The sequence below is a fragment of the Actinomyces sp. ZJ308 genome, from assembly GCF_011752065.1.
Lineage (GTDB): Bacteria > Actinomycetota > Actinomycetes > Actinomycetales > Actinomycetaceae > Actinomyces.
Genome location: NZ_JAAIJY010000003.1, coordinates 140,389 through 154,036 on the forward strand (window position 1 = coordinate 140,389; position 13,648 = coordinate 154,036).

The following is a 13,648-nucleotide window of genomic DNA, read 5'->3' on the forward strand; positions in this document are numbered from 1 at the left end:
GCCGTACCGACCCGCACCGGACCACAACTCACCAACCGCGTTCATCAGGAGGTTCTCATGGAATGGCTGTTCTGGATCGGAGGGGCACTGCTCCTCGTCGTCGTCGAGACGGTGACGGCCGATCTCACCTTCCTCATGATCGCCGGTGGCGCACTGGGGGGCGGTCTGACAGCCTTCCTCGGCGGGCCCCTGTGGGCGCAGGTGGTGGTCTTCGCCTGCATCTCCACCCTGCTGCTCTTCGCCGTGCGCCCTTGGGCCAAGCGGCGCCTGGCGGCCACCACCCCGCAGATGAAGACCAATGTCGACGCCCTCATCGGCAGATCCGCCACCACCATCACCGCGGTGGACGACGGCGGCGGCCGGGTCCGCCTGGGTGGCGAGGAGTGGAGCGCCCGGCTGGCCAGCGCCGCACCAGGGGCCGGCCTCCGTCTGGAGGCCGGCACCCGGGTCACCGTCACTGAGATCGACGGGGCCGTGGCCGTCGTCGCCCCGGCGCCCGCCGACGCCTCCGCGTCCTGACGCAGGGATCCTCCCGGCAGGGCCACAGCGGTCTCGACCCGGCCGGCGGTGTCCCACCGTGTTGGCCTGTATCGGCGTCCATCGGCGTCGTCGGCATCGCGCCCACTCGTCCTCACCCGTACCCTCGCTCCTAGTTCCCGTGGCCGGCCCGCAGCCGTCCTGACCACCCGTTCAACCCCGCAGGAGGAAACTCGTGCCCGTCATCTCCATCATCTTGCTGCTCCTGGCAGTACTGGTCATCGTCGCCATCTTCCGGGCGGTGCGGATCGTCAAGCAGAGCACCGCGATCATCGTCGAGCGCCTGGGCCGCTTCCAGGCGGCCTACACCGCCGGGATGCACTTCCTGGTTCCCTTCGTCGACCGGGTGCGCAACGTCATGGACCTGCGTGAGCAGGTCGTCTCCTTCCCGCCCCAGCCGGTGATCACCTCCGACAACCTCGTCGTGAGCATCGACTCGGTGGTCTACTACCAGATCACCGACCCGACGCGCGCGACCTACGAGATCTCCAACTACCTCCAGGCCATCGAGCAGCTGACCGTCACCACGCTGCGCAACGTCGTCGGCTCGATGGACCTGGAGCAGACGCTGACCAGCCGTGACCAGATCAACGGTCAGTTGCGCGGCGTCCTGGACCAGGCCACCGGCCGTTGGGGCATCCGCGTCAACAGCGTCGAGCTGAAGTCCATCGACCCGCCCGCCTCCATCCAGGGCTCGATGGAGCAGCAGATGCGCGCCGAGCGGGACCGCCGCGCCGCGATTCTGACGGCCGAGGGCGTCAAGCAGTCCCAGATCCTCACGGCCGAGGGTGACAAGCAGTCCGCGATCCTGCGTGCCGAGGGCCAGGCGCAGTCCGTGATCCTCAAGGCCCAGGGCGAGTCCCGCGCCATCCTTCAGGTCTTCGACGCCATCCACCGCGGTAACGCCGATCCCAAGCTGCTGGCCTACCAGTACCTCCAGACCCTGCCCAAGATCGCCAACGGCTCCTCCTCCAAGATGTGGATCGTGCCCACCGAGTTCACCGCGGCCCTCGACGGGATCGCCGGCGCCCTCGGCGGTGGCAGGGACGGCGGGCCCGGTGGAGGCCCCGGCGGCTCCGACGACGACTCCGACTCCGGCCCCGGCGTCGACCTGTCGGGCAGCGAGCTCGACCTGGGCATCGCCTCGGACCTGGCCAGCACCAGCCTCCAGGCCCCCGAGGAGGCCCTCGCCCAGGCCCGTGGCGAGGTTGAGTCGGCCGCCCAGGAGGCCAGTGAGGAACCCGCCCCCAAGGGGAACGCCACTCCGAAAGCGCCCGCCGATGACTCTGATGGCGGGCCGGCCGTGACCGTCCCGACGACGGACAGCGCCGAGGGCGCCCACGCCGCGCACGGCAACCGCGCAGCCGCTCCCGGGGAGCAGCTGGGCCAGCCCGGCACCGTGCCCCCGCGCGGCGGCTACGGCATCCAGGCCCAGCCCGGTTACGGCACGCCTCCCGGCGCGCCCCAGGGACCCTACGGGGCCTGATACAGGCACCCGCGACCCTGAGCACTGGGCGTGGAGACGGCGGCGAGAGTCCTGCGGTCCGTTACGGACTGATGTACCCTCGCCGCCGTGCTACGTCTCACGCTGCGTCGTTATCTGCGGCCCTATGTCTGGCTGATAACCGCCGTCCTGCTCCTGAAGACTCTCGAGACGGCTGCGACCCTGTGGCTGCCCACCCTCAACGCCGACATCATCAACAGAGGCGTCGTCAGTGGGAACACGGAGGTCATCTGGCGTCTCGGGGCTCTGATGCTCGCCGTGACCGCGCTTCAGGGAGTGGTCGCGGTCGCGGGAACCTACTTCGCGGCCAGATCCGCCATGGGACTGGGACGCCACATGCGCTCGGACATCTTCTCCCACGTCCAGCGCTTCAACGTCGAGGAGATCTCGCGCTTCGGTGCGCCCTCGCTCATCACCCGGTCCACCAACGACATCCAGCAGGTCCAGTCGGTGGTCTTCATGATGTCGTCCATGATGCTCATGGCCCCGATCATGCTCGTGGGCGGAACGATCATGGCGCTGCGCGTGGATGTCCCCCTCTCCGGGCTCCTCATGGTGCTCGTTCCGCTTCTCGCACTCGTGCTGGGCCTGATCACGAGCCGGCTCCTGCCCCACTTCCGTACGCAGCAGTCCCGCATCGACCGTGTCAACCTCGTCATGCGCGAGCAGATCCAGGGCATGCGCGTCATCCGCGCCTTCGTGCGAAGCGCGCAGAGGCGAGACGTCTTCGAGGAGGCCAACAGCCGGCTCACCGCCACCTCCTGGAGCATCGGACGGCTCATGGCCCTGACGTTCCCAGCCGTCCAGCTCATCATGAATCTCGCCTCGGTCGCGGTGGTCTGGTTCGGAGGCATGAGGATCAACAGCGGCGACATGTCGATCGGTGACCTGAGCGCCTACCTCAACTACATCGCCCAGATCCTCATGTCCGTCATGATTGCGGTGATGCTCCTCAGCATCCTGCCTCGGGCGCAGGTGGCCGCCGGCCGCTTCCAGGAGGTCATGGCGCTTGAGCCCTCCATCGCCGCGCCGGACGAACCGGCTCACCTGCCGCCGGCTCCAGGTGCCATGCGCGACGACCGTCAGTACGTCTCCAGCACCTCCGCCGATGACGTCCCCGCCAAGGACGGTGGTGGCCCAGGCCGAGGCCGACGGATCCGCCTGGACGACGTCGCCCTGCGCTATCCCGGCGCCGACAGCTGCGCGCTGCGGGGCATCAGCCTGGACATCGAGCCCGGGACCACGACGGCCTTCATCGGTTCCACCGGATCGGGCAAGTCCACCCTGGTCAAGCTGCTGTCCCGTCTCCTGGACGTCAGCCACGGCTCCGTGAGCGTCGACGGCGTCGACGTGCGGGACCTGGACCCTCATGAGCTGAGGCGGGCCATTGCCACTGTCCCGCAGAAGGCCTACCTCTTCTCCGGCACCGTCCGCTCCGCCCTCCAGCACGGCAAGCCCGACGCCAGCGACGCTGAGATATGGAAGGCCCTGGAGGCCGCGCAGGCGGCGGGATTCATCCAGTCCCTGGACAAGGGCCTGGACCACGGCGTGGATGCCGGGGGCGTCAACTTCTCCGGGGGCCAGCGCCAGCGCCTGGCCATTGCCCGGGCACTCCTGCGCCCCGCCGGGGTGTACGTCTTCGACGACTCCTTCTCCGCACTGGACTATGCCACTGACGCCCGCCTCCGAGCGGGACTGCCCCGGGCCACGGGAGGGGCCACCATTGTGATCGTCGCCCAGCGCGTGGCATCCATCCGTGAGGCCGACCAGATCGTCGTCCTGGACAAGGGGCGCGTGGTCGGAACGGGCACCCACGACGAGCTCATGGACCAGTGCCCCACCTACCAGGAGATCGTCCTGTCACAGATCAGTGTCGAGGAGGCCGCATGAGTCAGGGACCCGGGCCCAACCAGGGAGTCCCGACCACCAGGGCCGAGGACGCAAGAGGCGCCTGGATGCGTCTGATACGGGAGCTGCGCCCGGAAGGACCACGGATCCTCCTGGTGATCGTCCTGACGACCGTCTCGGTCATCCTCAACGTCCTGGCACCCCGGGTGCTGGGACGCGCAACGAACATCATCTACGAGGGCGTCCTGGGAACACTGCTCGCACGCGAGGGGCTGCCGTCTGGAACCGGTGGGGACGAGCTCGTCGACATGCTGCACCAGCGAGGGATGGACACCTATGCGTCGATGGTGGGCAGCATGGACGTCACAGTCGGATCAGGTCTGGACACCGGACGCCTCGCCGCAGTGCTGGCACAGGTCATCGCTCTCTACACCGTCGCCGCTCTCCTGCTGTGGATCCAGGGACGCCTACTGACTGGAGTGGTACAGCGTACTGCGCGGCGTCTGCGCTCAGAGGTGGAGGACAAGCTCACCCGCGTCCCTCTGTCCTACATCGACCAGGGCTCGCGAGGCGACGTCCTCTCGCGAGTCACCAACGATGTCGACAATGTGTCCCAGACCCTCCAGCAGACCATTTCCCAGTCCTTCAACTCGCTCATCACCATCATCGGCGTGACTGCCATGATGATCTCGGTCTCCGGTGAGCTGTCTCTTGTGGCACTGGCGACGATCCCGGTGGCCATCGTCGCGGCCGCTCTCATCTCCCGGCGCTCGCGTCCGCACTTCACCGAGCAGTGGGACGCGACGGGTCAGGTGTCGGGAGTTGTCGAGGAGGCCTTCACCGGGCACGAGGTCGTGGCCCTGTTCAACTCGGAGAGCACCTTCGAGAAGCTGTTCAACGAGCAGAACGATCGGCTCTACGAGGGCTCCTACAAGGCGCAGTGGATATCCGGGACCATCCAACCGGTCATGCGGATCATCTCCAACCTGAACTTCGTGGTCATCGCCGTCGTCGGTGGCCTGAGGATCACCACGGGCGCCATGACGCTCGGGGACGTGCAGGCCTTCATCCAGTACTCCCAGAACTTCAGCCAGCCGATCACCCAGCTGGCCTCCATGGCGAACCTGCTCCAATCCGGTGCGGCCAGCGCCGAACGGCTCTTCGATCTCATGGATGCCCCCGAGGAGGCTGACACGGGCACGGCCCACCTTCCCCAGGAGGTGAAGGGGCGCGTCGTCTTCGACCACGTGCGATTCTCATACACCCCGGACACAGAGCTCATCACCGACCTCAACCTGGTGGTCGAGCCTGGACAGACCGTCGCCATCGTCGGGCCCACCGGTGCGGGCAAGACGACCCTGGTCAACCTTCTCCTGCGCTTCTATGACCCGCAGTCCGGCTCGATCTCGATCGACGGCGTGGACATCAGCGAGCTGACCCGCGAGGAGCTGCGCGAGCAGATCGGCATGGTTCTCCAGGAGACCTGGCTCTTCGAGGGCACCATCGAGGAGAACATCGCTTTCGGCAGACTCGGCGCCACCCACGACGACGTCCTGGAGGCTGCCGAGGCCGCCAGTGTCGACCACATCATCAACGCCCTGCCCCAGGGATACGACACGATGATCGATGACTCCGGCACGGGAGTCTCAGCGGGGGAGAAGCAGCTCCTGACCATCGCCCGGGCCTTCCTGGCCAACCGCCACATCCTCGTGCTGGACGAGGCGACCAGCTCGGTCGACACCCGCACCGAGCTGCTGGTCCAGCAGGCCATGGTGGAGCTGCGCAGGAACCGCACGAGCTTCGTCATCGCCCACCGCCTGTCCACCATCCGTGACGCCGACGTCATCCTGGTCATGGAGGAGGGGGACATCGTGGAGCAGGGCAGCCACGATGAGCTCATCGCCGCCCGCGGCGCCTACTACGACCTCTACCAGAGCCAGTTCTCGGGCCCGGCCTCGCCCGGCGCCCCCGCCGTCCAGCCGAACCCACTGCTGGCAGAGGTCGGCCGCGACTCCCGGGGCAGGCGCTCGTGATCATTCGTCTCGATAACCTTGACGCTCCGCACACGGCCGGTAGTGGCACCGACGAGCACCTGGCGGACTACACCCGGCTGACGGACGTGGCGCTCCGCCGCCGGCTGGAGACGCGGCGAGGCCTGTACATGGCCGAGTCCAGCAAGGTCATCACGCGGGCCGTGGCCGCCGGGCACGCCCCGCGCTCCTTCCTCATGGCCCCACGCCATCTGGACGAGATGCGCCCGGTCATCGCCTCCGCGGTCGGCACCGGGGGACGTGACGACGGCGGGGACGTTCCGGTCTTCATCGCCCCCGAGGAGGTGCTGGAGTCCATCACGGGCTTTCACCTGCACCGCGGGGCACTGGCCGCCATGAACCGGCCGGAGCTCGCGTCCGTCCCCGCTCTGTTGTCGGCCGCGCGTGGAGGAGCGGGCGCCAGACGGGTCGCGATCCTGGAGGACCTGGTGGACCACACCAATGTGGGCGCCGCCTTCCGCAGCGCCGCAGCCCTGGGGATCGACGCCGTCCTGGTCACCCCGCGCTGCGCCGACCCGCTCTACCGGCGCAGCGTGCGCGTCTCCATGGGCACCGTCTTCCAGGTCCCCTGGACCCGGATCGAGCACTGGCCCGCCATGGACGAGCTCCACGCACAGGGCTTCACGGTGGCGGCTCTGGCTCTGTCCGAGCACTCGGTGGCGCTGGACGAGTTCGCGAGCTCGTCGACCTGTACGGAGGCGGGCTCTCGGGTGGCAGTCGTCCTGGGCACGGAGGGAGACGGGCTGTCGCACCGGACGATCGCGGCCGCCGACGAGGTGGTGCGCATCCCGATGGCCGGGGGAGTGGACTCCCTCAACGTGGCCGCGGCGGCGGCCGTGGCCTTCTGGGCGCTGCGGCTGCCGTGAGCCACAGCCGCCGGTGAACGCCGGAAGCAACGCGTCGGGGCCGGATCCGTACGGATCCGGCCCCGACGCTGTATCAGCGGCCGCTCAGGTCAGCGGTACCGAGGCTCAGGCCTCGGGAGCAATGACCTTGATGAGCGCCTCACCGGGCTCCACCGAGTCGCCACCGACGACCTCGACGGAGGCGAAGGAGGCGGTGTTGGTGATGAGGACCGGCGTGGTCAGCGGGTAGCCGGCCTGCTCGATGACGGAGCGGTCCACGCGGACGAGCTCCTGGCCCTCGCTGACGCGGTCACCCTGGGAGACCTTGACGTCGAAGCCCTTGCCCTCCAGGTTGACGGTGTCCAGACCCACGTGGATGAGGATCTCCACGCCGTTGTCCAGGGTGATGCCGAAGGCGTGCCCCGAGGAGGGGGCGACGACGACGGTGCCGTCGGCCGGAGCGGTGACGATGACGTCGCCCTCGGGCTCCAGGCCCACGCCCTGGCCGACGGCGCCCGAGGAGAACACCGGGTCGGGAACCTTGTCCAGGTCCATGGTCGTGGCCTTGAGCGGGGAGGCGATCTCGGTAACCGCGCCGGGAACCAGGGCCGGCTTGGGCGTGGGGGCCTTGGCGGTCCGGTCGCCCTCCTCGACGGCGTCGGTGGCGGCAGCGGCGTCGGCCTCCTCATCAGCCTCGACCGGCGCGGAGGAGGTCGCGGCGTCGGCGGCGGCGACAGCCGCCAGGGCCTCGGCCTTCTCCTCCTTGGAGCGGTAGTCGGTCAGGATGATCAGAGACATGGAGGTGGCGAAGGCCGCGGCGATGGCGATGACGTACAGAGCCATAGGGGTGAAGACCGGGATGCTCAGCAGTGAGCTGAAGACGAAGGTGGAGGCCTTGATACCGCCACCGATACCGGTGATGAGACCGCCCACGAGACAGCCGGCCAGCAGACGCGGGTAGATGCGCTTGAACCGCAGGTGGATACCGTAGAGGCTCGGCTCGGAGATGCCACCGAACAGGCCGGCGGCCAGGGCACCGGAGGCCGTCTGACGCATGACCTTGTCCTTGTCGCGAATGGCCAGGACCAGCACACCGGCGGTGGCGCCGAAGCAGGCGAAGTTCCACGAGCCCATGGGGCCCTGGATGAAGTCGTAGCCCAGCGAGCTGATGTTGGCCAGCATGATGGCGTTGAGCGGCCAGTGCAGACCCAGCGGCACCAGGAACGGGTAGAGCAGTGGGATGACGATCGCGAAGACGATCGGTGCGCTCGTGTTGAGCCACGCCAGTCCGGATCCCAGGCCTGTACCGACCCAGATGCCTGCTGGACCGATGAGGAAGGCCGTCACCGGCATCATGATGATGAAGGAGAAGAAGGGAACGAAGACCATCTGCACGTTGGCGGGAATGATCCTGGCCAGCCCCTTGTAGACCAGGGCCAGAATGGCCACCATCATGAGGGGAACGAAGACCTGGCCGCTGTAGTCGTTGAGCTGCATGGGAACGCCCGCGATATGCGCGACGCACAGGTCCTTGTCCAACGCGGCGTTGTGGGTGCAGGTTGCTCCCATTGCCTTGTTGAGTTCAAGGTATTGAGGCGTCATAAGCGCCGCCATGACCGCAGCGCCGACCCAGGGGTCGATGTTGAGCTTCTTGGCGGCGTTGTAGGCCACCATGATGGGCAGGAAGTGGAACACCGACTTGTACATGGCTTCCGCGAAGACCTGAGCGGCGGGCTTGTCCGCGGCCGTGAGGTTCGGGTCACTGGCATTAATGACGCCAAGCGAATCCAGCACCGCAAGGCCGGCGATGATGAGCGAGGCGCCGAGCAGCACCGGCAGCAGCGGACGGAAGGAGTCCGAGAGGTACTCGAAGAAGGCGTCCACCAAGGCATTCTTGCCGCGGGCCTTGGCACGGGCGGCGGCCTTGACGTCGGCGTCGGACTGCTCCGAGTCCGAGGATGAACCGCCATGGCTCTTCATGGCCGGAAGGCTGTTGATCTCGTCGTACACGCTCTGGACGGCACCACCGATGACGATCTGGTAGCGGTCCCCGGACTGGGGGACGGCGCCCATGACGCCCGGGATGGCCTCAACGGCCGCCTTGTCGATGCCGGAGGCGTCCTTGAGCTCGAAGCGCAGTCGGGTGGCGCAGTGGGTGAAATGGATGATGTTCTCGGCGCCGCCGACGGCGTCGAGGATTGCCTCAGGGGTTGAGGTCGTGGTTGCCATTCGGGCCCTTTCCTACTGAGCGAGGTGGACGACGACGGTGGATGCACGCCGGTGCGCTCCGGGTCCTCGGTGGGCTCGCTCTCGGTGGTGGGGGATCTGTCACCTCCTGCGCCGCACGGACGCAGCGGAGGTGCTTGGGGAAGAGGCTACTGCCTCACGGCCCGGAACTGAAAGGGAACAGTCCGTCCGGCTGGTGCAGATGTCTGGCGGAGTGCCGGCTCCGGGCGGACCCGGTCGGTCGAGATCAGGAGTGCGTCGCATTGGCGGCCAACGTCTTCCGAGACAATCCACGCCCGTGAACTCGCAATGCTCAGGGATCCACAGACCCGTGTTCGTGCAGATGACGCCCCTTTTGCGCACAGGCACCCGGGCCGGCGTGTGCGTCGACGCAGCGGTTTTCACACGCTGGGAGCCCGACCCGCCTCAAGCGAAGGAGCTCGACATGAGCGCGCAGACATCCGTGACAGCATCCCTGCCGTCCCCGTCATCCTCTTCATCCCTGTCGCCACTGACCGCGCAGACCACTGCGGTCCGCCCGTCCACAATGACCCTGCCGCCCTCCTCACCTGCGACGGGCGTGACCGACTCGGAGCGCCTTTACGGCCCTCCGGGATGGACGGTGCGCATCGGCCTGTGGCACCTGCTCCAGCCCTGGCTCGACACCCCGCGCCTCCTGCCGCACGAGCGCCTGCTGACGGACGAGGCGGCGTTGCTCACGGACGCCGTCGGCGCCCCGGTCAACGACTACGTACCGTTCCGCGGGATGGACGCCGCCACGGCCGCTGACCTGCTCCTACGCCTGCCGACCTCGGCACTGGCCGACCGCCAGAACCTCTCCCCGAGCCTGAGGGCGATGCTGACGGCCTGCGCCCGGGCCGACGGACGGGTGCGCCTTTCCGGATACGGGATCGGCCCCCAGCGCGAGGACGAGCGCCTGTGCGTCGAGGCCCTGTGGGTGGCGGACCCCGATCTGCAGGGCTATGAGGTGTTCGCCGAGCACAGCCGGGCCTGCCAGTGCTCCGCGCTGTGGGAACGGGTCAGGCAGCGCTATGAGCTCGACGCCCGGTGCATCCCGGACGACATCGTGCGCACCCGCCCCGAGTGGGCGGGCGGCGGGGTCGGCTGGTGGATGTGGTGGGACTGATAGGTCCGTTGCGGCGGCCAGGAGCGACGGACCCGTACCATGGCGCGCGTGATCAACGTCCAGGACCTCACCATGCGTATCGGTGCCCGTCAGCTCGTCGCTCACGCCGGCTTCCGGGTCGACAAGGGGATGCGCATCGGTCTCGTGGGCCGCAACGGCGCCGGCAAGACGACCATGACCAAGCTGCTCGCCGCCGCCTCCGTGGAGCAGGGGGCCGGTCGTGCCGTCAACGACGCCGATGAGCGCCACGGCCTGGAGGCCGTTGAGCACGAGGGCACGATCACCTGCACGAGCTCGGTGGGCTACCTGCCTCAGGACACCAAGGTCGGGGACTTGAGCGAGATCGCCCGCGACCGGATCCTGTCGGCCCGCGGCATCGACGCGCTCCTGGCCCGCATCCGCAAGGCCGAGGAGCGCATCGCCGTCACCGAGGGCGAGGCCCAGGCCAAGGCCCTGGACCGCTACACCCGCCTGGACCACGAGTTCACCATGGCCGGCGGCTACGCGGCCGCCTCGGAGGCGGCCCGTATCAGTGCCGCCCTGGGCCTGCCCGACCGGGTCCTCGATCAGCCCATCGGCACGCTCTCGGGCGGTCAGCGCCGCCGGGTCGAGCTCTCCCGAGTCCTGTTCCAGCAGCCCGACACGCTCCTGCTCGACGAGCCCACCAACCACCTCGACCACGACTCGATCCTGTGGCTGCGCGACCACCTGCGCAGCTACTCCGGCGGCTTCATCGTCATCAGCCACGACGTCGAGCTCCTGCGCGACACCGTCAACCAGGTCATGTACCTCGACGCCGGTCGCGGGGTCCTCGACGTCTACCACCTGGGCTGGGACGCCTACCTCAAGCAGCGCGCCGACGACGAGCACCGGCGTCGTCGTGAGCGGGCCAACGCCGAGAAGAAGGCCACCGCCCTGCGGGCCCAGGGGGAGAAGATGCGGGCCAAGGCCACCAAGGCCGTGGCCGCCCAGCAGATGCTCAAGCGCGCCGAACGCCTCATGGCCGACCTGGAGGATGAGGCCGCCGTGGAGAAGGTCGCCCACCTGCGCTTCCCCGACCCCGCCCCCTGCGGCAGGACACCGCTGCGGGCCGCCGGCCTGTCCAAGGCCTACGGCTCCCTGGAGGTCTTCGCGGGCGTGGACCTGGCCATCGACCGCGGCAGCCGGGTCGTGGTCCTGGGGCTCAACGGCGCCGGCAAGACGACGCTTCTGCGCCTGCTCGGCGGTGTGGAGGAGCCCGACTCCGGCGAGGTCATCCCCGGCCACGGCCTCAAGATCGGCTACTACGCCCAGGAGCACGAGACCATCGACACCGAGGCGACCGTCGTGGAGAACCTGCGCCGCGCCGCACCGGGCATGAACGACACCCGGGTTCGCAGCGTCCTGGGCTCCTTCCTCTTCTCCGGCTCGGATGCCGACAAGCCCGCCCGGGTCCTCTCCGGCGGGGAGAAGACCCGCCTCGCCCTGGCGATGCTCGTGGTCTCCAGCGCCAACGTCCTCCTGCTCGACGAGCCCACCAACAACCTCGACCCGGCCAGCCGCGAGGAGATCCTCGGCGCTCTGGGAACCTTCGCCGGTGCGGTCGTCCTGGTCACCCACGACGAGGGCGCCGTCGAGGCCCTGGCTCCGGACCGGGTGCTCCTGCTGCCCGACGGCGACGAGGACCTGTGGGGGCCGGAGTACCTGGAGCTGGTGGCCCTGGCCTGAGACGGGAGCCGTGCACTAGGCGCCCGTTCGGGTGGACGGACCCGTCTCCGACTGACGGAGAGGCCACCAGACACAGTGAGTCCCGTCACTCCGGCTCTCGGGTGGGGACCGCGTAGGGTTGTCACCAGGAACAAGGCCTCTGGCTGGAGCGTTGCCTCCGGTGGAACCAGCCGGCTCCTCCCAACGGAGCCGCCGCAGGATCTTCGACGGCGTCGTACCGAGCGCCGCAGACACACCATGACCACGAGATGACCACGAGATGACCAGGAGATGACCAGGAAATGACCACGGCAGAGACCACCCTGACCAACCCCGCCGACACCGAGACCCCCGAGCACGAGGTCATCCTCACCGAGACCGCCGCCGCGAAGGTCGCCAGCCTCCTGACCCAGGAGGGCCGCGACGACCTGCGCCTGCGCGTGGCCGTCCAGCCCGGCGGCTGCTCCGGTCTGGTCTACCAGCTCTACTTCGACGAGCGTCTCCTGGACGGCGACGCCGTGCGCGCTTTCCCCACCGGGGGCGGAGAGATGGACAGCGTCGAGGTCGTCGTCGACCGCATGAGCGTGCCCTACCTGTCGGGGGCCACCATCGACTTCGCCGACACCATCGAGAAGCAGGGCTTCACCATCGACAACCCCAACGCCGCCGGAAGCTGCGCCTGCGGCGAGTCCTTCCACTGATCCCTCCCGCGCAGACCCTCCCTCAAGCCAAGGAGCTCATGTGCGCCGCACATCCCTCAGCCTGACCGCCCTGGCCGCGGCCGCCTGCCTCGCGCTGGCCGGCTGCTCGGGGTCGTCCTCCTCGTCGGCCTCCAAGGCAGCCGCCTCTGAGACCCCAGTTCCGGCGGCCACGGCGCCCGTGGACTGCTCGACCCTGACGATCGACTCCGACTCCGAGTCCCTGCCGACCATTGGCGGCGACGCCGGTGCGCAACCCACCGTGTCCTGGAAGCAGGGCGCCCAGGCGCCCAAGAACCTCACCGTCAAGACGCTGACGCAGGGGACGGGAGCCGAGATCGACGTCGGCGGCGTGGTCAAGGCGAACTACACGGGCTGGCAGTGGGACGGTACGGACCCCTTCGACACCTCCTTCAAGGGCGGCGCCCCGGTGGCCTTCCCCCTTGACGGCGTCATCCAGGGATGGAAGTGCGGTCTGGCCGGGCACCACGTGGGCGACCGGTTGGTCATGTCGATCCCGCCGGAGCTCGCCTACGGCAACAAGGCGGCCCAGGACGCTCAGGCCGCCCAGGCCGGTGGGGCCCAGAGGCAGCAGAACCCGGCCGGGACGCTCGTGTTCGTCGTCGAGATCGTCGACGGCTCCAGCAGCAAGGTCTCCGGCGCCTCGGCCACGGCCACGACGGAGGGCGAGGAGGCCGTCAGCCAGCGCGGCATGACGGTGAACGGGGAGCTCGGCCAGCCGGCGACGCTCTCCATCGGCGCCGACGCCGCCCAGCCGACGCAGTCCGAGGTCATCGTGCTGGCCCGGGGCAACGGGCCGGCCGTCACGGAGAGCTCAACGATCATGATCAATGTGGCCGGAAGCTTCTGGGACGGCTCCCAGCCCACCAGCACCTGGGATCAGCAGGCCGCCGAGTCACTCAACATGGCCCAGGCGAAGCAGTCTCTTCCGGGACTGATCGGTGTGCCGGAAGGATCCCGGGTCGTCGTCCTCATACCTCCGGTCCAGGCGTCGGGCCAGCAGCAGGGGTCTCCGGCGTCGGCCTATGTCATGGACATCGAGAAGGTCCTCTAGCGCGAGCCGTGCAGTCATCTGCTAATACGGG

At 68.6% G+C, this 13,648-nt stretch carries 10 protein-coding genes; 9 read left to right on the forward strand and 1 reads right to left on the reverse strand.

The features are described 5' to 3' along the window. The first annotated feature begins 57 nt into the window (after nucleotides 1-57). The 5 genes from HCR68_RS02575 (at nucleotide 58) to HCR68_RS02595 (ending at nucleotide 6,806) form a co-directional block, all read left to right on the forward strand. Entirely contained in the window at nucleotides 58-519 is a 462-nt protein-coding gene (locus HCR68_RS02575) for an NfeD family protein (RefSeq protein WP_167145888.1), read from the forward strand. 193 nt (nucleotides 520-712) lie between these two features. After that, a complete protein-coding gene (locus HCR68_RS02580) occupies nucleotides 713-2,023 on the forward strand; it encodes an SPFH domain-containing protein (RefSeq protein WP_167145890.1) in 1,311 nt (436 codons plus the stop codon). A gap of 87 nt (nucleotides 2,024-2,110) precedes the next feature. After that, the gene (locus HCR68_RS02585) at nucleotides 2,111-3,931 is read left to right on the forward strand and encodes an ABC transporter ATP-binding protein (RefSeq protein WP_167145892.1); all 1,821 of its coding nucleotides are present in this window, start codon (nucleotides 2,111-2,113) and stop codon (nucleotides 3,929-3,931) included. Continuing rightward, nucleotides 3,928-5,922: an ABC transporter ATP-binding protein gene (locus HCR68_RS02590; RefSeq protein ID WP_167145894.1), complete on the forward strand. Its 1,995-nt coding sequence runs from the start codon at nucleotides 3,928-3,930 to the stop codon at nucleotides 5,920-5,922. The genes HCR68_RS02585 and HCR68_RS02590 overlap by 4 nt, the downstream gene beginning before the upstream one ends. Beyond that, complete coding sequence (locus tag HCR68_RS02595; protein WP_243858894.1) at nucleotides 5,922-6,806, forward strand: RNA methyltransferase; 885 nt, start codon at nucleotides 5,922-5,924, stop codon at nucleotides 6,804-6,806. The genes HCR68_RS02590 and HCR68_RS02595 overlap by 1 nt, the downstream gene beginning before the upstream one ends. Nucleotides 6,807-6,911: 105 nt before the next feature. Here the strand turns inward: HCR68_RS02595 and HCR68_RS02600 are convergent, their stop codons facing one another. Continuing rightward, nucleotides 6,912-9,014, reverse strand: a complete 2,103-nt coding sequence (locus HCR68_RS02600; RefSeq protein WP_167145896.1) for a glucose PTS transporter subunit IIA — start codon at nucleotides 9,012-9,014, stop codon at nucleotides 6,912-6,914. A 442-nt stretch (nucleotides 9,015-9,456) separates the two neighbouring features. On the opposite strand from HCR68_RS02600, the gene HCR68_RS02605 reads away from it, so the two are divergent. The 4 genes from HCR68_RS02605 (at nucleotide 9,457) to HCR68_RS02620 (ending at nucleotide 13,617) form a co-directional block, all read left to right on the forward strand. Beyond that, nucleotides 9,457-10,158, forward strand: a complete 702-nt coding sequence (locus tag HCR68_RS02605) for a hypothetical protein (RefSeq protein WP_167145898.1) — start codon at nucleotides 9,457-9,459, stop codon at nucleotides 10,156-10,158. A gap of 48 nt (nucleotides 10,159-10,206) precedes the next feature. Continuing rightward, complete coding sequence (locus tag HCR68_RS02610) at nucleotides 10,207-11,865, forward strand: ABC-F family ATP-binding cassette domain-containing protein (protein ID WP_208320478.1); 1,659 nt, start codon at nucleotides 10,207-10,209, stop codon at nucleotides 11,863-11,865. Between the two features lie 281 nt (nucleotides 11,866-12,146). Further along, entirely contained in the window at nucleotides 12,147-12,545 is a 399-nt protein-coding gene (locus tag HCR68_RS02615) for an iron-sulfur cluster assembly accessory protein (RefSeq protein WP_167145902.1), read from the forward strand. A gap of 40 nt (nucleotides 12,546-12,585) precedes the next feature. Then, nucleotides 12,586-13,617: an FKBP-type peptidyl-prolyl cis-trans isomerase gene (locus tag HCR68_RS02620; RefSeq protein WP_167145904.1), complete on the forward strand. Its 1,032-nt coding sequence runs from the start codon at nucleotides 12,586-12,588 to the stop codon at nucleotides 13,615-13,617. The last annotated feature ends 31 nt before the right edge of the window (nucleotides 13,618-13,648 follow it).

Excerpts from the sequence above, each read along its gene's own strand:
- HCR68_RS02600 (WP_167145896.1), bottom strand. The coding sequence starts at position 9,014 with ATGGCAACCACGACCTCAACCCCTGAGGCAATCCTCGACGCCGTCGGC.
- HCR68_RS02590 (WP_167145894.1), top strand. The coding sequence starts at position 3,928 with ATGAGTCAGGGACCCGGGCCCAACCAGGGAGTCCCGACCACCAGGGCC.
- HCR68_RS02615 (WP_167145902.1), top strand. The coding sequence starts at position 12,147 with ATGACCACGGCAGAGACCACCCTGACCAACCCCGCCGACACCGAGACC.
- HCR68_RS02575 (WP_167145888.1), top strand. The coding sequence starts at position 58 with ATGGAATGGCTGTTCTGGATCGGAGGGGCACTGCTCCTCGTCGTCGTC.
- HCR68_RS02605 (WP_167145898.1), top strand. The coding sequence starts at position 9,457 with ATGAGCGCGCAGACATCCGTGACAGCATCCCTGCCGTCCCCGTCATCC.